At 65.2% G+C, this 20155-nt stretch carries 21 protein-coding genes; 6 read left to right on the top strand and 15 right to left on the bottom strand.

The annotated features are described in order from the left end of the window. Positions 1–4 precede the first annotated feature (4 nt). Together HNP98_RS05580 and HNP98_RS05575 are read right to left on the bottom strand one after the other, a co-directional pair. Positions 5–604, bottom strand: a complete 600-nt coding sequence (locus HNP98_RS05580) for a Uma2 family endonuclease (protein WP_173809059.1) — start codon at positions 602–604, stop codon at positions 5–7. Positions 605–646: 42 nt separating this feature from the next. Continuing rightward, on the bottom strand, positions 647–2098 hold the full coding sequence (locus tag HNP98_RS05575; protein WP_173809058.1) for an aldehyde dehydrogenase family protein: 1452 nt from the start codon (positions 2096–2098) through the stop codon (positions 647–649). A gap of 234 nt (positions 2099–2332) precedes the next feature. On the opposite strand from HNP98_RS05575, the gene HNP98_RS05570 reads away from it, so the two are divergent. Further along, positions 2333–3463: a phosphatase PAP2 family protein gene (locus HNP98_RS05570; protein ID WP_173809057.1), complete on the top strand. Its 1131-nt coding sequence runs from the start codon at positions 2333–2335 to the stop codon at positions 3461–3463. A gap of 71 nt (positions 3464–3534) precedes the next feature. Here HNP98_RS05570 and HNP98_RS05565 read toward each other — a convergent pair whose 3' ends face one another. The 3 genes from HNP98_RS05565 to HNP98_RS05555 form a co-directional block, all read right to left on the bottom strand. Continuing rightward, entirely contained in the window at positions 3535–4221 is a 687-nt protein-coding gene (locus HNP98_RS05565; RefSeq protein ID WP_173809056.1) for a hypothetical protein, read from the bottom strand. 320 nt (positions 4222–4541) lie between these two features. Then, positions 4542–5207 carry a hypothetical protein gene (locus HNP98_RS05560; protein ID WP_173809055.1) on the bottom strand — a complete coding sequence of 222 codons (666 nt, stop codon included), beginning with the start codon at positions 5205–5207 and terminating at the stop codon, positions 4542–4544. Between the two features lie 173 nt (positions 5208–5380). Further along, positions 5381–6250 (bottom strand): SDR family oxidoreductase, encoded by an 870-nt coding sequence (locus HNP98_RS05555; RefSeq protein WP_173809054.1) that lies wholly within the window; start codon positions 6248–6250, stop codon positions 5381–5383. A 295-nt stretch (positions 6251–6545) separates the two neighbouring features. Here HNP98_RS05555 and HNP98_RS05550 point away from each other — a divergent pair, with 295 nt between their 5' ends. The 3 genes from HNP98_RS05550 (at position 6546) to HNP98_RS05540 (ending at position 8566) form a co-directional block, all read left to right on the top strand. Further along, a complete protein-coding gene (locus HNP98_RS05550) occupies positions 6546–7277 on the top strand; it encodes an SGNH/GDSL hydrolase family protein (protein ID WP_173809053.1) in 732 nt (243 codons plus the stop codon). Positions 7278–7336: 59 nt separating this feature from the next. Further along, the gene (locus tag HNP98_RS05545; RefSeq protein WP_246274992.1) at positions 7337–7939 is read left to right on the top strand and encodes a pseudouridine synthase; all 603 of its coding nucleotides are present in this window, start codon (positions 7337–7339) and stop codon (positions 7937–7939) included. Positions 7940–8062: 123 nt separating this feature from the next. Then, complete coding sequence (locus HNP98_RS05540) at positions 8063–8566, top strand: cold-shock protein (RefSeq protein ID WP_173809052.1); 504 nt, start codon at positions 8063–8065, stop codon at positions 8564–8566. Between the two features lie 76 nt (positions 8567–8642). Here HNP98_RS05540 and HNP98_RS05535 read toward each other — a convergent pair whose 3' ends face one another. After that, entirely contained in the window at positions 8643–11093 is a 2451-nt protein-coding gene (locus HNP98_RS05535; RefSeq protein ID WP_173809051.1) for an outer membrane beta-barrel family protein, read from the bottom strand. Between the two features lie 227 nt (positions 11094–11320). Between HNP98_RS05535 and HNP98_RS05530 the strand changes: the two genes are divergently transcribed. Both HNP98_RS05530 and HNP98_RS05525 read left to right on the top strand, forming a co-directional pair. Beyond that, complete coding sequence (locus HNP98_RS05530) at positions 11321–12433, top strand: sensor histidine kinase (protein ID WP_173809050.1); 1113 nt, start codon at positions 11321–11323, stop codon at positions 12431–12433. Between the two features lie 135 nt (positions 12434–12568). Then, positions 12569–13255, top strand: a complete 687-nt coding sequence (locus HNP98_RS05525) for a LytR/AlgR family response regulator transcription factor (protein ID WP_173809049.1) — start codon at positions 12569–12571, stop codon at positions 13253–13255. 236 nt (positions 13256–13491) lie between these two features. On the opposite strand, the gene HNP98_RS22190 is transcribed toward HNP98_RS05525, so the two are convergent. From HNP98_RS22190 to HNP98_RS05485, 9 genes are all read right to left on the bottom strand, one after another. Then, positions 13492–13614 carry a hypothetical protein gene (locus tag HNP98_RS22190; protein ID WP_262889094.1) on the bottom strand — a complete coding sequence of 41 codons (123 nt, stop codon included), beginning with the start codon at positions 13612–13614 and terminating at the stop codon, positions 13492–13494. Positions 13615–13841: 227 nt separating this feature from the next. Continuing rightward, positions 13842–14162, bottom strand: coding sequence for a hypothetical protein (locus HNP98_RS05520; RefSeq protein WP_173809048.1), 321 nt, complete (start codon positions 14160–14162; stop codon positions 13842–13844). Positions 14163–14210: 48 nt separating this feature from the next. After that, a complete protein-coding gene (gene lpdA, locus HNP98_RS05515) occupies positions 14211–15617 on the bottom strand; it encodes a dihydrolipoyl dehydrogenase (RefSeq protein WP_173809047.1) in 1407 nt (468 codons plus the stop codon). 140 nt (positions 15618–15757) lie between these two features. Then, entirely contained in the window at positions 15758–16210 is a 453-nt protein-coding gene (locus HNP98_RS05510) for a hypothetical protein (protein ID WP_317171048.1), read from the bottom strand. A gap of 126 nt (positions 16211–16336) precedes the next feature. Beyond that, positions 16337–17029 carry a carboxypeptidase-like regulatory domain-containing protein gene (locus HNP98_RS21510; protein WP_217425660.1) on the bottom strand — a complete coding sequence of 231 codons (693 nt, stop codon included), beginning with the start codon at positions 17027–17029 and terminating at the stop codon, positions 16337–16339. 62 nt (positions 17030–17091) lie between these two features. Then, positions 17092–17529 carry a hypothetical protein gene (locus HNP98_RS05500; protein WP_173809046.1) on the bottom strand — a complete coding sequence of 146 codons (438 nt, stop codon included), beginning with the start codon at positions 17527–17529 and terminating at the stop codon, positions 17092–17094. Between the two features lie 105 nt (positions 17530–17634). Continuing rightward, complete coding sequence (locus HNP98_RS05495) at positions 17635–18018, bottom strand: hypothetical protein (protein WP_173809045.1); 384 nt, start codon at positions 18016–18018, stop codon at positions 17635–17637. A 635-nt stretch (positions 18019–18653) separates the two neighbouring features. Next, positions 18654–19361 (bottom strand): Crp/Fnr family transcriptional regulator, encoded by a 708-nt coding sequence (locus HNP98_RS05490; RefSeq protein ID WP_173809044.1) that lies wholly within the window; start codon positions 19359–19361, stop codon positions 18654–18656. A gap of 193 nt (positions 19362–19554) precedes the next feature. Then, complete coding sequence (locus HNP98_RS05485; RefSeq protein ID WP_173809043.1) at positions 19555–20109, bottom strand: DUF4126 family protein; 555 nt, start codon at positions 20107–20109, stop codon at positions 19555–19557. Between the last annotated feature and the right edge of the window lie 46 nt (positions 20110–20155).

Below are 20155 nucleotides of genomic sequence, written 5' to 3'. Positions count from 1 at the left end.
CAGGCTACTGCGCCAGGGGGGCTACGCGCAGCGGGGCCACGTCGGTGTCGTCGTACAGCTCAGCGAGCGGCAGGTGCAGGCCCAGGTCCGGGATTTCGAGCACGTCGGTCGGCTCGCTCAATAGCGTGTAAATCCACTGCCCAACCTCATCGCGCCGAAACCACTCCACCACCCAGGCCGTCTGCGACACCAGCAGGTAGTGGCGCAGGCTGGGCAGCTTTTGGTACTGCGCAAATTTCTCCGTCCGGTCGTACTCAGCGGTGGAAGGTGATAGGACCTCGACGATTAGCACCAGCTGGCGTACCAAGTATGGATCGCGGCGGTCGTCCGGGTCGCAGCTTACCAGCACGTCGGGGTAGGCGTAGTGGTTATTTTCTTTCACCACCAAGCGCACGTCTTCCATAAATACCTGACACCCTTTGCCACGTAGGCCCCCCCGCAGGCCTGAGGCTACGTTTTGGGCCAATAAGTTATGCGACTTGCTGGCCCCCGCCATAGCAAATATTTCGCCATCGAAGTACTCGTGGCGCACCTCGCTGGCCGCTTCCAGCGCGAAATATTCCTCGGCGGTGTAGCGGCGCGTTTGCAGTTCGGCGTGTCCCATAGTCGTTGTCATTAACCCGTTAAAGGTACTTCCCCCGGGGCCCTACAAATACGCCACCAGCCAGCCAATCAGCCGCTTCACCCGGCTGGTGTAGGGCGGGTACATGGCCTTGAGGGCGGTGCGGCCCACGCGCTGCGTGAGCACCCCTTTCTCGTTGCTGAAGGCCAGGAAGCCGGCGTGCCCGTGGGCCTTGCCCACGCCGGAGTTGCCCACGCCGCCGAAGGGCAGGTCGGGGTGGGCCAGGTGCAGGATGGTTTCGTTCACGGCCGCGCCGCCGGCCGAGATATTGCCCAGCAGGTAGCGCCGGTTGGCCGCGCTGGCGGTGAAAATGTACTGCGCCAGCGGCTTGGGGCGGGCGTTGACGTAGGCCACCGTTTCGCTCAGCTCGTCGAAGGCCAGCACGGGCAGCAGGGGCCCGAAAATCTCTTCTTCGAGCACGGCGGCCCCGGCGGGCACGTCCGTCAAAAGGGTGGGCTCGAGGTAGCACTGGGCCGCGTCGAGGGCCCCGCCGGCGGCTACGGTGGCCCCGCGCGTCTCGGCGTCTTCCAGCAAGGCGGCCAGGCGCTGGAAGTGGTGCGCGTTCACCACCCGGGCGTAGGAATCAGAGGCCTTGATGCCGGCCCCGGCGGGGTTGTAGTAGCGGCCGATGGCGGCCTTCATTTCCTCGAGGAGCGGCGCTTGCACGGCCCGCTGCACCAGCAGGTAATCGGGGGCTACGCAGGTCTGGCCGGCGTTGAGGAACTTGCCCCACACGATTTTCTCGGCCGCGTCGCGCAGGTTGGCGGTGGCGTCCACAATGGCCGGGCTCTTGCCGCCCAGCTCCAGCGTCACGCCGCTGAGGTGCTCGGCGGCGGCCCGCATCACGACTTTGCCCACCGCGGGCGAGCCGGTGAAGAAAATATGGTCCCAGGGCAGGCGCAGCAGCGCGGTGGCCACGTCCTTGCCGCCCTCCAGCACCAGCACCTCGTCGGGCCGGAACAGTTCTTCGGCCAGCCGGCGCAGCAAGGCCGAGGTGGCGGGCGTCTGCTCGGCGGGCTTGATGGCCACGGCGTTGCCCGCCGCGATGGCCGAGGCCAGCGGGTCCACGGCCAGGTAGAACGGGTAGTTCCAGGGGGCGATGATGAGCACCACGCCCTTGGGCTCGACCTGCACCCACGAACGGGTGCCCAGCAGGGCCAGCGGCGTGCCCACCCGGCGGCGGCCCATCCACTTTTTGAGGCGGGCCGCGGTGTGCTTGATTTCGACCAGCGAAGCCCAGATTTCGGAGATGTCGGTTTCCGCGGTGGGCTTGCGAAAGTCGGCGTACAGCGCCGCCTGGATGGCCGCGCGGTTAGCCCCCAGCCAGTCGCTGAGCCGGCGCAGGCGGGCGCGGCGGGCGGCCACGTCCTCGGCCCGCAGGGCCGGGGCCCGGCGGCGCAGCGCCTCGAACTGGGCCTGAAACGGGGGGGCAGCGGCGGCAGCCGGCGGGGCCAGGGCGGCGGGGGTAGCGTCCATGTCAGCAGCGGGTGGGGTGGGAAGCGGGCGGCACCGGCGCAGGCCGCCGGCTGGCGGCAAGGTACGCGCCGGGCCGCGTACCCGCCCTGGCCCCGGCCGACGTTGCGTCCATGTTATCTTTGTGTTGGCATTGCCCACCGGGGCCGCCCGTCGGGTGGGTGCCGAAGCGTATTTGGGCCGTCAATTTCCGCGTGTCGGTACCCGCTAGTATATTTTATTGATTTGATTATTACCATGTTACCACGCTATCCGCGTTGGCGGTGGCCGAAGCCGCGCCTGGCGCTGCTGTTGACCTTACTGCTGCCCCTGGGGGCCCCCGCCGCTACCTTGGCCACGGCCCGCCCCGCCGATTCCACCGCCGCTCCGGTCCTTGCCGACACCCTCCGCCCCCGGCCCGCGGCGGCCCCGGCCCCGGCCGACTCGGGGGCCCAGCGCCGCGCCCGGCGCACCGACTACGCCGTGGCCCCGGGCGTGAGCTGGCACTACGAGCGGCCCCGGCCGTTTCAGTGGCTCTACCACATCCCGCGCGACGTGGCCGAGATGCCCGGCTACGCGTTTCAGAAGAAAAACGTGCCCCTGCTGGCCGGCATTGCGGGCAGCAGCGCCGTGCTTTTTCTCTTCGACCAAGTCATCATCGACGGCGTGCAGCGCGGCGGCCGGGGCCTGGGCATCACCGCCGAGGACAAGCAGCGCAACCTGTTCCGGCTGCCGTTCCACATCGGCAGCGTCAACCTGCCCATCGAGTACAACGCGCCCGACAACTTCAACACGTCGCTCTACTTCCTCGGCGACGGCTGGACGCACCTCACCATCGCCACCAGCTTCTTTGCCTACGGGCTGATTGGGCGCGACAACCGGGCCCTGCAAACCTCCAGCCAGCTCGGCGAGGCCATCCTCACCACGGGCCTGGCCACGCAGCTGCTCAAGCACCTCACCGGCCGCGAAAGCCCCAACGTGTCGACCCAGGCCCGCGGCAAGTGGGACCTGCTGCCCAACTACAACGACTACCAGCACGCCGTGCCCGCGCACGACGCCTTCCCCACCGGGCACCTGGCCACGGCCATGGCCACGGTCACGGTCATCGCCGACAACTACCCCGAGTACCGGTTCATCCGCCCCGTGGGCTACGGCCTGATGACCATACTGGGCGCGGCCATGCTCAACAACGGCGTGCACTGGGCCTCCGATTACCCGCTGGGCATTGCCCTGGGCTACGGCTTCGCCAAAATTGCGGTGGCCCACGGCCGCACCCGCGTGGGCCCGGCCACGGGGCTGGCCCGGCCCAAGCCCTGGTACCGGCGGGCGCAGCCGTCGCCCTTCGTCTACGGGCCCTTCACCGGGGCCACCTTGGCCTGGCACTGGTAGGCGGCCGGGGCGGCCCCGGGCCCGAGCGCAAAAGCGGCCCCTGCTCCGGCGAGCAGGGGCCGCTTTTTAGTTTAGAACAGCCCGGTTTTCACCGTGCGGCGGCCATTTTTATCAATCTTGATTTTCGTGCCGTCGGCCTGCCGGATTTTCAACGAGCCGTCGGCGTTGCGCTTGATTTTCGCGCCGTTCAGGTACTTCACCTTGTGATACGCCCCTTCGTCGCGCTGGCCGCGGGGGCGCCCCCCCGCGCTTTGCAGCTTTTTGATGCCCAGCGCCTTGAGGTCGCCGGGGCTCAGGGTGGGGGCCAAGGGTGCCAGGGATTGCACGTCCGTGTACGACCGCGCGTAGTAGGTGCCCTGCCGCGCGGCGTAGGTCTGGTACTGGCCGGGGGTGAGGGCGGTGCGCAGGTGCTGGCTGGTTCGGTTGTTGGCCGCCCGGACGGCGGCGTACCGGCCCGCGGTGTCGGCGGCGTACCGGGTGGCGTAGCCCCCCAGCACGCGGCCCCGGGCGTAGTACTCGTTCTTGATGCGCGTGAGCAAGGCCGGGTCGGTGATGTGCAGCTCGCGGGCCACGCGCACGGCCAGCACGTCGGCTTCGGTGCGGTACACCACCGTGTCCAGGGCCGAAACGGCCGGGGTAGCCGCCGCGGCAGAAACCGGGTACGCGGGCGTCGCCGCGGTGCTTTCGGCTTCTCGCTCCGGCGAGCAAGCCGCGACAGCAAGTGCCCCGACGAGTAAAAAAACCGGTAGTTTAAGCATTGCAAACAACGGCAGATTGTATTTTAGGCTGCTTTCGACATTGACAAGGCCGCCGCCCCCGGGCCCGGGCAACCGGTACCAGGCCCGCCGGCCACCGGCCGGCGTCCCGGCCGCGGGCTTTGCTTTTGGCCCGGGGGCCCATTAGCACATTGCGGGCCAAAAGCGCAGCCCGCCACTGCCCCCCCTTGCGTCGGACGCGGCTGGCGCGACGGGAGGCGCAGAAGCCGGCAGTGCCATAAAACCACAAAAAAGTCCATCCCCGGCCGGGGATGGACTTTTTTACGCGCAACGACGCCGTTCTGCGCTCGTGGCTGCTTGGCCTAGAGCAACGGCTTTTTCACGGTGCGGTGGCCGTCTTCGTCAATTTTAATTTTGGTGCCGTCAGCGCGTTTGATTTTCAGCGAGCCGTCGTCGCTGCGCTTGATTTTCGCGCCGTTCTCGTACTTCACCTTGTGGTCGTCGTCGGTATTTTCCAGCTTCTTCACGCCCGAGCCCTGGCCCACGCGGGCCCCCAGGCTGGCCTTGTGGGCCGGAGCGGCTCCGGCCGCGGTGTAGGGCCCCACGTAGTACGTGCCCTCCTTGAGGGTGTAAACCTTGTACTGGTCGGCGGTGAGGGCGGCTTTCAGGTTCTGGCTGGCTTGGTCGTTGGCAGCCTTGATGGCGGCGTATTGGCCGGTGGTGTCGGTGGCGTACTGGGTGGTGTAGCCTTGCAGGGCACGGCCCCGGGCGTAGTACTCGTTCTTGATGCGCGTGACCACGGCCGGGTCGGTAATTTTAAGGTCTTGGGCCACGCGGGCGGCCAGGGCGTCGGCGTCGGTGCGGTAAGCCACCGTGTCCACGGCCGTGGTGGTGGTGGTGCTCGTCACCTTGGTGCTGTCGGCAGACACGACGGGCGCGGTAGTGGTGGTTTCGGTTTTTTTCTCCTGCGAGCAGGCAGCGGTGGCCAGGGCCCCAGCGGCCAACAGGCCCAGCAATTTGGTATTCATAAATTCAAGAAATTAAAATTGTAAACCCTCTTTTGTTGAGGCTTTAAGGGCCTGATACGGCCGGGCCCGGCCAGGGTTGCCGGGCCCCCGCGCCGGCCGCTTCAGGCGCGGGGCCAGGGGGCCGTGGCGCAAACTACCGAGCCCGCGCTGCGGCCCCCGGCCCCGAATCTGCTTTAGGCGTTCACCACCGAGCCGCCGTTGGGGTGCAGCGTCTGGCCCGAGAAATACGAAGCGTCTTCCGAGGCCAGGAATACGTAGGCCGGGGCCACTTCGGAAGGCTGGCCGGCGCGGCCCATGGGCGTGTCGTGCCCGAAGAGCGGCAGCTTCAGCAGGCCCACGCCCACGATGAAGGGCGTCCAGATGGGCCCCGGGGCCACCGAGTTCACCCGGATGCCTTTTTTGATGAGCTGGAGCGAAAGCGCCCGTGTGAAGGCCTCGATGGCGCCCTTGGTGGAGGTATAGTCGAGCAGCATCTCGTTGCCTTTGTAAGCATTCACCGAAGTGGTGTTGATGATGGCCGCGCCTTCCTTGAGGTGCTGGAGCGCCGCCCGCGTGATGCGGAACATGGCGATGATGTTGAGGCTGAAGATGCTGTCCAGCTCGTCGTCCGTGATGTCTTCCAGCGTGTCGTGCCAGTTTTGCTCGGCGGCGTTGTTCACCAGCACGTCCAGCTGGCCGTATTCGGCCACGGTGCGCTCCACAATCTCCTTGCAGAACTCGCGCTGCTTGAGGTCGCCGGGCAGCAGCAGGCAGCGGCGGCCGTGGCCCCGCACCAGCTCCTGGGTTTTTTCGGCGTCTTCCTGCTCGGTGGGGAAGTAGCAAATGGCCACGTCGGCCCCTTCCACGGCGAAGTGCACGGCCACGGCCCGGCCAATGCCCGAGTCGCCGCCCGTAATCAGGGCCACTTTGCCCTTGAGTTTATCGGCCCCTTTGTAGCCCGGGCGAATGAATTCGGGCTCGGGGGTCATTTTGAATTCCAGGCCGGGCTGGCCGGCCCCCGCGTCCTGGTGCTGGGGCGGGAAAATGGTGGGTTTATCGGACATAAAAAAGATTGAAAAGGAATTAAGCGTGCTTTCCTAACGGCGGGCGGCCCGGTGGGGTTAGCGCGGTGGCCCATTTTTAATCCGGCCCACAAAAAATTATTTTATTGTAATTCAACGATATAAGGGCCGAAGCTGGGCCTTATGCCCCGCGCCCGGCGGCCTTTGACTTAAACGACTGCCCGCGCCCGGCATCTAACCACTGCGGCCGCTGGCCCGCCCATCCGTTCACCGTTGGCCCCGCACCCGCGGCGTAAAAAAACCGCTCTGCGCGCGGCCACCGTTCTTTCCCTCGGCGATGAAACAGGTTGAGATTGTGGTGCTGGGCGGCTGCCACGTGCTGGGCTGGCCCAACAGTGAAACCCGGGCCTTTCCCGCGCTGCTCAGCGAATTAATCGGTGCCGCCATCGTGGCCCGCGTTCCGCACCTGAAACTGGTGCAGCTGGCCGAAAAACTGGCGGTGGTGGACGAGCTGCGCCCCTCGCACGTCGTCTTGCAGCTCGGCAACTACGAATTCACCGCTTACCTGAAGAGCTTAATTCACCAGTTCAGCCAGGTTTTCGATGCGCCGTTCGTTGCGCAGAACCTGGGGCTGTGCGCCGCCGAAGCCCCCGCGGGCGCGGGCCCGGCGGCGGGGGCCACACCCCCCGCCGGCCGGCCCGCGCACTGCGCCCGCGTGGCCGCGGCGGGCGCGCTGGTCGGCGCGTCGTGGCTGTTTTCGCGGCGGTACCGCGCCAGTTTCCGCGCCTTGCGGGCGTGCGTGCAGCGGCACCCGGCCACAAATTTTATTTTTCTTTCGCCCCTGCCCTGCCTGCCGCCGGCCGACAACGCCCTGCGGCGCTTGGGGGGCTGGCTGCTGCGGCACCGGATGCCGGCGCGGCCCAACGTGCATTGGCTCGATTCGCACCAGCTGCTGCCCCTTGGCCGCGGGGTGTTTGCCGACCCCTCGCACCTCAACGACCGCGGCCACCGGGTGCTGGCCTACGGCTTGGCCGCCGCCTTCTTCAACCACCTCGACTACCTGTGCTGAGGCGCGGCGCGGCCTTGGGGCCCCGGGCCGACCTTTGCGGCCCACCCGCCCCGTTTCCGTTGGAAGTTTCGCCCCCCGCCCCGCTGCCCCGGCACTTCGTGCTGCACAAGCCCTACGGCTACCTCAGCCAGTTTCGGAGCGAAGCGGTGAAGGAAGCGAAGAAGCGGTTTTTGGGCGAGCTGCACGCTTTTCCGCCCGGCACCATGGCCATCGGCCGCCTCGACGAGGCCAGCGAGGGCCTGCTGCTGCTCACCACCGACGGCCGCACGAGCGACGCGGTGCGCGGCCCCGGCGTGGAAAAAGAATACTACGCCCAGGTGGACGGCCTCGTGACCGACGCGGCCCTGGCGCAGCTGCGGGCGGGCGTGGCCATCGGGCGGCCGGGCGGCGGGCAGCACCAAACGGCCCCCTGCCAGGCCCGCCGCCTGGCCCCCGCGCCGGACTTCGCGCCCCGCACCCGCCGCGTGCGCGACGACCGCCACGGGCCCACCAGCTGGGTGGCCCTGGTGCTCACGGAGGGCAAGTTCCGGCAGGTGCGCAAGATGACGGCCGCCGTGGGCTTCCCCACCCTGCGCCTGGTGCGGGTGCGGGTGGGCGGCGAGTGGCTCGGCGACCTGGCCCCCGGCGCGGTGCGCGAGGTGGCCGCGTTTGCCAGCGGCTAGCGGCGGGGCCCGGCGGGCGGGCGCGTTCGGCCGGTATTTCGTACTTTCGGCGGAATCAAATTGGCGGTTTTATCCTTTTAGTTAGTAATTTGGCGAAGCAGCTACCCCAACCCCCAACCCCCTATGGCGAGAGCACAAGAAACGTTCAGCAAAAAAGAGAACGAAAAAAAGCGACTGAAAAAGAAAAACGACAAGGAGGAGAAGCGCGAACAGCGCAAAGCCTCGGCTAAAACCGGCCAGAGCCTGGACGAGATGCTCGCCTACGTGGACGAGAACGGCAACATCTCCGCGACGCCTCCCGACCCCACCAAGCGGAAAGCCATCAAAACCGAGGACATCCGCATCGGCATCGCCCGGCAGGAAGACCTGCCTCAGGAAGACCCGGTGCGCACCGGCACCGTGGCGTTCTTCAACGACTCGAAGGGCTACGGGTTCATTAAAGATTCGCAGACCCAGGAGAGCATCTTTGTGCACGCCAACGGCCTGGCCGGGGGCCCCATCAAAGAAGGCGACAAGGTAAACTTCGAGGTAGAGATGGGCCAGAAAGGTCCCACCGCCGTGCGCGTGAAAGCCGCCAGCGCCACCCCGCCGCCGGCTCCGGCTGCCCCAGCTCCGGCTGCTCAGTAACAACATTTTTTTCAGCGCGAAAGCGGCCGCAGCTCCCAGGAGCCGCGGCCGCTTTCGCATTTCGGAGCCGCCGGGCTTAGTTGTCCATGCGGGCGCGTTCGGCTTCGGTGCCGGTGTCGCGGCGCGGGCTGGCTTTCACGTTCTTGTTGCCGAACTTGTAGCTGAAGCCGAGCTTGACGAAGCGGCTTTCGGTTTTGGTGACGTTGGTGGAATTGACGCCGCCGGCGAGCACGTCGAAGCGGTTTTGCTGGGTGTTGAAAAGGTCGGTGACGTTGAGCGTGAGCGTGCCGGTGCCGTGCAGCACCGTTTTGGATACCCCGACGCTGCTCACGAAGCTGGCCCGGATGGCCAGGCCGCCAAAGGTCATCGGCGACATGTACATGGCCGATACTTCGGCCTTGAAGCCGTGGGGCAACGACAGGGTGTGGTTGGTGGAGAGGAAGGCGGCGGGACGGGCGGCACCCAGGCCGAGGGCCCCAGGGCCGGCGTTCACCTTGGCGTATAGCACAAACAAGGTGGTCACGGTCTGCCACTTATCGTTCAGCAAGGGCTTCATCAGCGTCATCGTGGCGTTCAGCTCGTGGGCACTGCGGAAGTTCTGGTGGGAGTCGACCACGATTTGGGTGGCGTCGTCCTTCGTGTAGGTGTCGATGAGCACATCGGTGTGGTAGCCGTAGCTGACGGCGGTGGAGAGCAGGCTGCCGTAGGTGTGACTCAGCTCGAAGTTGTGCGAGAACGAGGGGCGGATGTTGGGGTTGCCTTGGCTGTAGCGGTAGGGGCTGAGGTAGGTGACGAAGGGGTTGACGATGCCGAACTGGAAGCGGTCGATTTGGCGGCGGTAGGCAAAGCCGAGCTGCACTTTTTCGGACTGGTTGTACTGCACCGACGCGCTGGGAAACAGGTTGAAGTAGCTGCGTGCGGTGGTTTGGTCCAGCGTGAGCGAGGTGCCGGTGGTGTTGGTTTGCTCGGCGCGCAGGCCCACCTGGGCTTCCACTTTCTTCAGGGTCCGGCTGAAGGTGGCGTAGGCGGCGTTGATGTTTTCGCGGTAGATGAAGTGGTTGGTTTTGCCCAGGTCGGGGGCCCAGGGCTGGCCGGCGGCGGCGGCTTGCTCCCAGCGGATGTCGTTGTCGGTGGTGGTAGCAACGGTTTTCAGGCCGGCTTCGAGCGTGCCTTTGTAGAGCGGCTGGGCGTAGTCAGCCGACAAGGATTTGACCGAGTTGCGGGCCGGCGAGTTGTCGCGCAGCAGGTCGGCGGGGCCGGCGGGGGCCCCGGCGGCGTCGAAGGCCGTGGTGGCGTAGTCATTGCGCCAGTTCTTGGCGTAGCCGAAGTAGTCGGCGTTCACGCGCAGCGTTTTCGTGGGGGCCCCGAGCGTGGTTTTGTAGTAGGCGCTCACGGCGGGGCTGAAGAACTGGGCCGCGCCCGCGGTGGCCACCGCCGCGCCCGACTGCGGTGCCCCGGTGGGGCCGTTGAGCAGGGCCAGGTTGTCGGCGGTGCGGGTGCGCTGGTTGTACATGCCCTTCACCAGCACGCCCACCGAGGCGGTTTTGCTCAGGTTGTAGTCGAGGCCCAGCTTGGCGGAGTTGTTGCGGTTGCGGCGCAGCTCCAGGCCGTTTTCGGCAATTTGCACCTCCGGGGTGGCGGCGCGTACGGCGCTGGTGGCGGTGTAGGTTTGGTTGTCGAGGCGGTCGTAGCTGCCGTACACGTTCAGGGGCTCGGTGCGGTGGTTGAGGCTGAGGCCGGCGGTGGCGCGGCCGTAGCGGCCGGCGCCGGCGCCCAGCGTGGCAGTGCCGTTGGTGCCCAGCTTCAGGCTTTTGGTGGTCACCAGGTTGATGACGGCCCCGCCCTTGGCGTCGTACTTGGCCGAAGGATTCGAGATGATTTCGACCTTATCAAGCGAGTTGGCGGGCAGCGAGGCGAGCATGTTTTTCAGCTCCTCGCTGCTCAGGTTGGTGTACTTGCCGTCGAGCAGCACCTCCACCGATTTGCCGCGCAGCGCGTAGCCGCCGCCCTGCTCCAGTACGCCGGGGGCCCTACTGAGCACGTCGGCCGCGCTGCCGCCGGTGGCGATGGGGCTGGCGGCCACGTTCAGTACCAGCTTACCAGCCTGCTGCTCAATGAACGGCTTGGCGGCCGTCACCGTCACTTCGGCCAGGGCGTGGTGGTCGGGGGCCAGCGCCACGGCTACGGCGGCGGGGGCCCCGGGGCCGACTTGCACGGCTACGGGGGGCCCGGTGCGGTAGCCCAGGTAGCGCAACACCAGCGTGTAGGACCCGGCCGGCACCCCGGCGAAGCGGAAGGCGCCGCGCTCGTCGGCCATGGTGCTCAGCGGGTTTTGGGGGCCCGTGGCGGGCGTCAGCACGGCGGTGGCGAAGGCCAGCGGCTGGCCCGATACGCTGTCGGTGGCGGTGCCGGTGAGGCTGCCGAGGCCGGCGGCGGCGGGGGCCCCGGCGGCGGTTTGGGCGGTGGCGGGAGTGGCGGCGGCGGCCAGGGCAGCGGCGAGGAACAGGGCGGCGGAAGCGTTTTTCATGGCGGGGGAGTGGAGGGGTTGCGGAAGGAGTTGCCCCGGCCTCATGCGGCGGGGAGTGGGACAAAGCAACGGCGGCCCTTCCCCCTTTTTTCGCGTTTTTCGACCATTACGGGCCCGGTTTCGACCAAGCGGGGCCCCGGCTTTTTTGGTCGAAAAAATCCCCCGGTTGGTCGAAAACCGCCTGCCCGGGTGCCGCGCTGGGACCTAAAACCTGCCACCTTCGCCCCATGCAAACCACCCCCGCCGACCGGCCCAGCCGCTTCCCCCTCGTTTTTGAGCTGCTGGTGTGGGCGCTGTATGTGGGGCTGTACAAGTACAACTACTACATGGAGGAAGCGATTCGCCGGCACCCGCTCGCCGAGCGCGCCAACTTCCCGTACCCGCAGCTCATCCTCTTTGCCCTGGCGGCCACGCTGTACGCGGTGCCCTACTACCGCGGCCTAATCCCCTGGCTGCTGCGGCGGCGGCGCTACGCCCTGCTGGTGGTGGGCGGAGTGGTGTACTTGTGGTGGGGCGTCAAGCTCAACGTTTGGCTGGCGGCGCAGCTGTTTGGCCCCCTGGCCGTGCCGCCGGTGCTGGCCGATTTCTACCGGCTGTACGCCGGCCCGTGGGGGCGGGTGCTCGCCATCGGGCAACCCAACATGAAGGTGCTGCTTACCGATTTCCTGGCCTTCAGCTGCGTGGCCTTCGTGCGCTACGCCTTCGAGAATGAAGCCCACCGCCGGCGCATCGAGCGCGACCACCTGGCCTTGCAGATGGACCAGCTGAAGGCCCAGCTCCAGCCGCACTTCCTGTTCAACACGCTCAACAGCATCTACGGCCTGAGCCTGGCCGGCTCGTCCGAAACGCCGCGCTTCATCCTGCTGCTCTCGGAGCTGATGCGCTACGTGCTGTATGACAGCGGCAAGGACGACATTGCGCTGGTGGAGGAGGTGGCGTTCCTCGAAAACTACTTCGAGATGGAGCAGCGCAAGTACGCCGGGGCCCGCATCCGCTTCGCCGCCGGGGGCCCCGGGCTGGCGGCGCTGCGCGTGCCGCCGCTGCTGCTGCTGCCGCTGGTGGAGAACAGCTTCAAGCACGGCCGCCACCACTTCGCCGATGGCGCCAGCGTAGAGGCTACCCTCGTGGCGGGCCCCGACACGCTGCACTTCGTCATCGAAAACGACATGCTGCCCGCCGCCCCGCCCGCCGCCCCGGGGCCCCGCCGCAGCGGCGGCATCGGGCTGGTCAACATCCGCCAGCGCCTGCGCCTGTACTACCCCGGGGCCCACGAGCTGCTGCTCTCCGAGCACGGCGGCCGCTACCGGGCCGAGCTTACTTTGCGCCTGCCCCCGCGGTAATTTTAGTTGTTCGTTGTCAGTTGTCAGTTGTGCAGGAGGCTGCGCGGACGCCGGATGAGCATGACGTTCTAACAGTTTTTTAAACAGCTTCGACCCGTTGACCAATAACTGACAATTAGCAACGAATAACCAGCCATGACCTCCCCCACCCTTCGCTGCCTCGTCGTGGACGACGAGCCGCTGGCCCACCAGGTGCTTGCCCAGTTCATCGGCCAAACGCCCGGCCTGGCGCTGGCCGGGGCCTGCCGCCACGCCATGGAGGCCCACGAGCACCTCACGCAGCACCCCGTCGACCTGCTGTTTCTCGACATTGAGATGCCGCTGATGAACGGCCTGAGCTTTTTGCGCACGCTCAAGCACCCGCCCAAAACCATCCTCACCACCGCCTACCGCGAGTACGCCTACGAAGGCTACGAGCTGGCCGTGCTCGACTACCTGCTCAAGCCCTTCAGCTACGAGCGGTTCCTGAAGGCCGTGGCCCGCGCCCAGCCCGCCCCGCCCACCGCCCCCGAGGAGGCCCACGTGCTGGTGAAGGACGCCCGCGGCCTGCTGAAGGTGCCGCACCGCGACATCCTCTACGTGGAGGGCTGCAAGGACTACGTGAAGCTGGTGACGGCCGCCAAAACCCACCTGCTGCACGAAACCATGAAGGACATGGCAGACACCCTGGGCGGGCGGTTCGTGCGCGTGCACCGCTCGTTCATCGTGGCCGGGGCCCACATCAAGCTGCTCCAGCCCGAGCAAGTAGTGCTGGCCGACGGCAGCACCCTGCCCATCGGCAGCTCCTACAAGCCCGATTTGCTGGCCTGGTTCAAGAAGTAACCGGCCACCGCAGGGCCCCCAGCCCCGCGCAGAAATACCGGAAGCTGGCAGAGGCGTTGCGGGCCGGGTCGAAGTGCGGGGCAGATAATTGGATGGATAAATAAAATAATTATCTACCCGGCCCGTAAGTGCCCGTACAATTAATAACTTCAAACGCAAAGAGGCCGAAGCTCCCGTGGCCCCAGCCTCTTTGCGTTTTGGCCGCTGGGGCCCCATTACCCATGAATCGTCCGGTTCTAGGTGGCGGTGGGCTTCCACTCGCCGATGACGATGCCGGTGCGCTTGATTTCCCGCACGAAGGGGTTCCAATCCGTGAACTGGGCGGGCGAGAAGGTTTGCGGCTCGATGTCGACAAACAACTTCCGAGCAACGGTGGGCGGCCCGGCCAGAACAGCAGCAAGTTGCAGACCCGTTGATTTCAGCAGCGTGGGACGAGAAGATAGCAGCTGCCAGCACTGTACCGACAAGCCATCAAGTTCTTGGGCAAACGGCTACTACGTTACCAAAGCGACGGTGATACGGAGCACAAAAAAGCGGCGGAAGCGTTTGAATCCTCAGCCGCTTTTACGGTACCTCACCAGCTCATCTATACTTTTTTGGAGGTGTAATGCATTGTTAAATACTCAAAAATATTATTGCGGGGAGCCATGGCGTCTTTAACAATTGCCCGCGTTGCTAGTGCTCCTAACAGCCCCAAGTTAGCAACCAATGCATTTCCCCACACCGACGGAATGCCATAGCCTACGGTTACCTCTTTTTTGGTTAGCGCAATCCGAGCCCCCCGGAACCCGGTTTGTTTCGCCATCAGGGTTTTACCGAACAGCTGTTTCTGGATAGTGTAGCTGTATTCGGGCAGGGCACGTTGCAACTCTTCCTGCAATACTTCTAAAGAGACGGGCAATTCCATTGGTTAGTTAGTTACAGTTTGTAGGACAGGCCAAGGTTAACCCCAACGCTACATGTGCAGCGCCCGGTTCTCGGTGGCGGCGAGGCAGGCTTCCTTCATGGCCTCGGCGTAGGTGGGGTGGGCGTGGCTCATGCGGGCCACGTCCTCGGCGGAGGCGCGGAACTCCATCGCCGTCACGGCCTCGGCGATGAGGTCGGCGATGCGGGGCCCAATCATGTGCACGCCCAGGATTTCGTCGGTCGTTTTGTCGGCCAGCACCTTCACGAAGCCGTCGGTATCGCCGCTGGCGCGGGCGCGGCCGCTGGCCTTGAAGGGGAACGAGCCCACCTTGTAGGCCTTGCCCTGCTCCTTTAGCTGCTCCTCGGTGTAGCCCACGCCGGCCACCTCGGGCCAGGTGTACACCACGCCCGGGATGAGCAGGTAGTTGATGTGCGGCTTCTGGCCGGCGATGGTTTCGGCCACGAACGTGCCTTCCTCCTCGGCCTTGTGGGCCAGCATGGCCCCGCGCACCACGTCGCCGATGGCGTAGATGCCCGGCACGTTGGTTTGCATGTGGGCGTCCACGTTCACGCGGCCGCGCTCCTCCATCTGCACGCCGGCGGCTTCCAGGTTGAGGCCCTGGGTGTAGGCCGAGCGGCCCACGGCCACCAGGCAGTAGTCGCCCACGAGCTTGATTTCCTCGCCCTTGGGCGAGGTGGCCGTCACGGTCACGGTGTCGCCCTCGCGGACGGCCCCGGTCACCTTGTGGCTCATGTAGAACTGGATGCCGATTTTGCCCAGCACCCGCTTCAGCTCCTTGCCCAGCGACAAATCCATGGTCGGGATGATGCTGTCGGTGTACTCCACGATGGACACCTTCGTGCCCAGGCGGGCGTACACCGAGGCCAGCTCCAGGCCGATGACGCCGCCGCCCACCACCACCATGCTGCCCGGCACCTCGCGGATGTTCAGGGCCTCGGTGCTGGTGATGATGCGCTGCTTGTCCTGCTGAATGAACGGCAGCACCGTGGGCTTCGAGCCGGTGGCGATGATGACGTTCTTGGTTTCGATGGTTTGGGCCGCGCCGCCGCCGGTGGGCGCGACGCTGATGTGGGTTTTGTCGACGAACGAGCCGAGGCCTTGCAGCACCTCGATTTTGTTCTTCTTCATCAGGTAGGCGATGCCGTCCACGTTGGCCTTCACCACACCGGCTTTGCGGTCCACCATCTGCGGCATGTTCACCCGCAGGTTTTCCAAGTCGATGCCGTGCTCCCGGAACGTGGTGTGGGCGTTGTGGTAGTGCTCGGTGCTGTCGAGCAGCGCCTTGCTCGGGATGCAGCCCACGTTGAGGCAGGTGCCGCCCAGGGTGGGGTATTTTTCAATCAGGGCCGTTTTCAAGCCCAGCTGGGCGCAGCGAATGGCGGCCACGTAGCCGCCCGGGCCGCTACCGATTACCGTAACGTCGTATTGGTTCATGAATGAGAATAAGTCGGTTAAAGGGCTAAAGGTACGGCGAAACCCGCCGCGCCGGGGCCCGCGGCGGGCCCCGGCGCGGCCCGAAAACACGAAAAAAGCTCACCCGGAACCGGATGAGCTTCTCAAGATGCCGCCGGTCGTCAGTCCAAGCCGCTGGCGTTGGCGCGGAGGACTTCGCGGGCGATGGCCAGGTTGGTGTCGCGCATGTTGACGACGAGGTAGATGAACTTGGTGCCGCTGGTGCTGAGCTTGATCAGGTGCAGCTGGTTGGTGAGCGTGATGAGGATGTCCTCGATCGTCTCGCCCTGGAGCTTGAGGGCGGCCATCGCCTTTTGCTTTTGCTTGACGACCTCCGTGTTGTAGGCGGCCGCCGTGTCGGGGTTGATGGCCGGCGAGTTCGAGTGCGAGGCCAGGCTCATGCCCGAGGTCACGTCCACGATGGCCACCGCCATCAGCTGCGGCAAGTCGGCGAGGATATTTTGCACGGCCCCCGCCGCGGCCGGGTGGGGGCCGGCCGGCACCGCCGCCGCGGACGCGAGGGCGAGTTCCTGGTTTTTCTTCTCGACTAATTTGCGGTAGGTCCTGGCTTTCACGCGGGGCAGCCGGGGGGCCGGTTAAATTATCAGTTGCTCGTTGGGGACCGGCCGCCAAAAATCTGACGGACGGCCCCCAACGAGCAACTGATAACCTGTTTATTTTCGAGCAATTGCCCGCCTGATTTAAAAGAACAGCCAGTGCCGGCGCTTGGGGGCCGGGGCATTGGGCTGGAGCGTTACGGCCACCGGGGCGTTGCCGCGCACGGCCACGTCTTGCTCGGCGTAGCCGGCGTAGCCGTATTGCAGCGTGGTGGCCGCCCCCGCCGGCACGGGCAGCAGGTAGTCGCCGGTGGCGTTGGTGCTGGCCCCGAAGTGGGTGCCTTTGCGGAGCACGGTGGCCCCCACCAGCGGCTGGCCGGCTTCGTCCAGGATGCGGCCGTGCACCAGCACGGTGCGGGCGGCGGCCAGGTCGGCGGCTTCGAGGGAAAGGACGGCGGCGGGGGCCGCGGCCAGCAGGTCGTGGGCGGCGGCCAGGCGCAGCTGGTGCACGGGCAGGCGGGTGCCGGCCATCGACGCCCCCGCGGCCAGGGCCCCCACGGCCACCAGGGCCAGGGCCCGGTGGCGGAAGCGCACCGGCTGGGCCCGCACAAACTGCAGCTGCTTCTGCACCCAGGTCGGGGTAGCGGTGGCGTCGGAGCCGGCCCCCAGCTGGTGCCAGCGGGTGAGGGTGGCGTGGGCCCGGTCGCCGTCCTGGCTCAGGTATTTTTCCACGGCCCGGGCCGACGAGCGGGCCAGGTCGCCGCGCAAGTAAGCGTCCCGGTACACCGGCAGCAATTCGCCGGTCTGGGCGTCGAAGGGAGTAGCAGTTAAGTTCATAGGAGCAAAAGGAAAAAGGGTGAGAGGTGAAACAAAAAAGGCGATAAATAGCAAATGAAGGGTTAGCCAATTAACGTTTCGAACCGCTCCAGGCTGCTGCGCATCACTTCCCGGGCAATGGCCAGGTTGGTATCCCGGCAATCCACGGCCAGGTACAAAAACTGTCGGTTCTGAGGCAGCAACCGCAGCAAGTGCACCTGCGAGCGCAGCGTTACCATTACTTCTTCCAGCTGTTCCTGCTGTTCGGGCAGGGCCCCCAGCAGCGCGTGCAGCTGGCGCACCACCTCGGCGTTGGGGCCCGCCACCGCGCCGGGGCGGAATTCGCGGCTGGCGGCGTAGCCGGCCAGCACCTGCCCCGTGGCCACGTCCACCACGGCGGTGGCCAGCAGCTCGGGCAACTCGGCCAGCACCCGGCGCAGCACGCGCTCGATGCCGGCGCGGGCCGGGCCCGCGGCGGCCACCACCAGCTGCCGCACGGGTTGACCGGCCCAGTTTTGCAACTGTTGAAAAAACGGGATTTTCATGGCCTGCAAACCGGCGCGGCCGCCGGGGCCGCTGGCCACCACCGCACGAGGCGTGGCCAGCGGCCCGTTGCGACGGCCGCTTTAGCTGTTGATGTGCTCCACGTTGGCGCGGAGGACTTCGCGGGCGATGGCCAGGTTGGTGTCGCGCATGTTGACGACGAGGTAGATGAACTTGGTGCCGCTGGTGCTGAGCTTGATCAGGTGCAGCTGGTTGGTGAGCGTGATGAGGATGTCCTCGATCGTCTCGCCCTGGAGCTTGAGGGCGGCCATCGCCTTTTGCTTTTGCTTGACGACCTCCGTGTTGTAGGCGGCCGCCGTGTCGGGGTTGATGGCCGGCGAGTTCGAGTGCGAGGCCAGGCTCATGCCCGAGGTCACGTCCACGATGGCCACCGCCATCAGCTGCGGCAAGTCGGCGAGGATATTTTGCACGGCCTGGCCGGCGGGGGAATTAGCAGAGTAAGCCATTGGGAATACGGGTATTGAAAAAAGGAAACGAATAAATATGACGTGATACGGAGGTTTCAGCCGCTGACCAACCCATTGTTCATTTAGGTAAACGAACCTGGTTTTTTGACGAGACTTCTAATGAGGATATTTTTATATTTTATTAATGTTAAAGGGTTAGTGATAGAAAGACGCCTAGCTGGTTCTAATTAGCACTTATAGCAGAGTGCCTGACAAACATACTAGAAAAATTTGAATTTTTATAGAATGGTCTAAAAAATTTCATCCGTCTATCCCAATCATTCAACGTCTTTAATACCTCCTTCAACCGGTATTTTCACCCCCTTTTTGGTGTTACAAATATCTCGCTCCCTGGGATTATCTAAAAATGATATCCGTCACTTTCAAAAATGATTAACCCCCGCAATGCCGTATTTGCATGGCAAAAGTATGATTAAAGCAATATCATGCCTGCGCAAAATCGTGTTGCCCAAATAGTATTAATCCGTTTTACCGGTGGGTTGATGGCCGCGCTCCCCCGGGTGCTGGGCGCTCCGTCACGGATTTTGGCGGAAGGCCCGTGGCGGACGGTATGCCCAGCCGGGCCCGCGCCGCTGCCATGCGAAGCACGGGGGGCCGCCGCGCCCGGCCCGCCGTTAGTCGTACTGGCTGGAAATGCGCGCCAGGCGCTCGGGGGCCAGCAGGGTGATGCGGCTGCCGCGCGTGTCGATGGTGCCGTCTTCGCGCAGCTCTGACAGCAGGCGGGTGGCCGTTTCTTTGGCTGTGCCCACGAGGGCGGCCAAGTCGTCGCGCGAGAAAAGGATGCTGAACGGCTCGGCCCCGTCCTCCTGCCCAAACGTGCGCTGCAAAAGCAGCAGCGCTTCGGCCAGCCGTTCGCGCACCGGCTTGTAGGCCAGTTGCAGCATCCGCTGCTCGGCCTCGCCCAGGCTTTGGGCCAGCTGCTGCATCAGCGCCACCGAGAACTGGAGGTTGGACTGCACCAGCTGCAAAAAATCGGTGCGCGGCACCACGCACACCACGCAGTCGTCGAGGGCCACGGCCGACGTCGAGTAACGGGCTTCGGTCAGCAGCGAGCGGATGCCCATGCTGTCGCCGCCCTTCACCAGGCCCACAATCTGCTCTTTGCCGTCGCCGCCGGCCCGCGTCACCTTGATGCGGCCGTGGTGCACGCAGTGCATGCCCAGCGTGGCGCTGCCCTCGCTGAAAATGACTTGCCCCTTCTGGTACGCGTGCGCCACCTTGTTGCCGGCAATCCTACCGAGTTCTTCCAGCTGGCAACACCCCATCAACGGCCCCTTGCGGCGGGGGCAATCCGAGCACATGGGGCTTTGGAAGCGACTCATTCGGCACTTGAATAAAATATGACATAACAAATCTACGGATTTATAAAATAGCAGTAGCGCAAAATTTATTTAACCAGTAAAATTAGCCATTCAACACTCTATTTTACCGCTTTAACCGTCTAAAAACAGAATACTCAACTTGCTTATTGCAAGTTGAGTATTCTGTTTAAATAATATTTTTTCAATAAATATTTTACCTCGCCGCTTGCGTTTTTACCCAGGCTATGCCCCCGGCCACTACCAGCGCGTCCTCGCCTAAGCCCACGATGGAAGTATGCGTCCCGGTGCGCTCACTGATGGTTTTGCGCAGCCAGAAGCTGGCGAACGTGGCGGCAACGGCCGCCAGGGCCCCCACCAGGGCCCCGCCCCCCGCGCTGCCGCCCCGCGCCTTGTAGAGCGCAGCGCCCACAAGGGCCCCCGAGGCCGCCCGGGCCCCTACTTGCTGGGGCTCGGTGCGGTTGCCGCCTTTCGGGTTTTTGTCGCCCACCAGTTCCAGGGCCAACAGCCCTTTGAGGGTGCTGGCCACGGTGGCGTTTTGCAGGAAGCGCAGGGGCGATTGGGCCAAGCCCTTGGGGCGGGCCTGGCCGCTCAGGTAGTGGCTCAAAAAGGTAGGGCCGCTGGTGGTGCGCATGCCGGTGAAGGCCGCCAGGCCCAGCACGGGCCAGAAGCGGGAAGTATTGGCGGGCTTCGGCGGCCCGGGGTTTTTGCGCAACTTTGCTCGTTCGGCTTTGATTTTTTTATCTTTCATAAAATGGAAAAGGCCAGGAGCCGGGCACGTGCGCCCGGCTCCTGGC

Source organism: Hymenobacter caeli (genome assembly GCF_013294115.1).
Lineage (GTDB): Bacteria > Bacteroidota > Bacteroidia > Cytophagales > Hymenobacteraceae > Hymenobacter > Hymenobacter caeli.
The sequence above is the reverse complement of the archived record's forward strand: the minus strand, read 5'-3'. Positions and strand labels throughout refer to the sequence as shown.

Coding starts and splice junctions, on each gene's coding strand:
- HNP98_RS05580 (WP_173809059.1), bottom strand. CDS start 604: ATGGGACACGCCGAACTGCAAACGCGCCGCTACACCGCCGAGGAATAT.
- HNP98_RS05575 (WP_173809058.1), bottom strand. CDS start 2,098: ATGGACGCTACCCCCGCCGCCCTGGCCCCGCCGGCTGCCGCCGCTGCC.
- HNP98_RS05570 (WP_173809057.1), top strand. CDS start 2,333: ATGTTACCACGCTATCCGCGTTGGCGGTGGCCGAAGCCGCGCCTGGCG.
- HNP98_RS05565 (WP_173809056.1), bottom strand. CDS start 4,221: ATGCTTAAACTACCGGTTTTTTTACTCGTCGGGGCACTTGCTGTCGCG.
- HNP98_RS05560 (WP_173809055.1), bottom strand. CDS start 5,207: ATGAATACCAAATTGCTGGGCCTGTTGGCCGCTGGGGCCCTGGCCACC.
- HNP98_RS05555 (WP_173809054.1), bottom strand. CDS start 6,250: ATGTCCGATAAACCCACCATTTTCCCGCCCCAGCACCAGGACGCGGGG.
- HNP98_RS05550 (WP_173809053.1), top strand. CDS start 6,546: ATGAAACAGGTTGAGATTGTGGTGCTGGGCGGCTGCCACGTGCTGGGC.
- HNP98_RS05540 (WP_173809052.1), top strand. CDS start 8,063: ATGGCGAGAGCACAAGAAACGTTCAGCAAAAAAGAGAACGAAAAAAAG.
- HNP98_RS05535 (WP_173809051.1), bottom strand. CDS start 11,093: ATGAAAAACGCTTCCGCCGCCCTGTTCCTCGCCGCTGCCCTGGCCGCC.
- HNP98_RS05530 (WP_173809050.1), top strand. CDS start 11,321: ATGCAAACCACCCCCGCCGACCGGCCCAGCCGCTTCCCCCTCGTTTTT.
- HNP98_RS05525 (WP_173809049.1), top strand. CDS start 12,569: ATGACCTCCCCCACCCTTCGCTGCCTCGTCGTGGACGACGAGCCGCTG.
- HNP98_RS05520 (WP_173809048.1), bottom strand. CDS start 14,162: ATGGAATTGCCCGTCTCTTTAGAAGTATTGCAGGAAGAGTTGCAACGT.
- lpdA (WP_173809047.1), bottom strand. CDS start 15,617: ATGAACCAATACGACGTTACGGTAATCGGTAGCGGCCCGGGCGGCTAC.
- HNP98_RS21510 (WP_217425660.1), bottom strand. CDS start 17,029: ATGAACTTAACTGCTACTCCCTTCGACGCCCAGACCGGCGAATTGCTG.
- HNP98_RS05495 (WP_173809045.1), bottom strand. CDS start 18,018: ATGGCTTACTCTGCTAATTCCCCCGCCGGCCAGGCCGTGCAAAATATC.
- HNP98_RS05490 (WP_173809044.1), bottom strand. CDS start 19,361: ATGAGTCGCTTCCAAAGCCCCATGTGCTCGGATTGCCCCCGCCGCAAG.
- HNP98_RS05485 (WP_173809043.1), bottom strand. CDS start 20,109: ATGAAAGATAAAAAAATCAAAGCCGAACGAGCAAAGTTGCGCAAAAAC.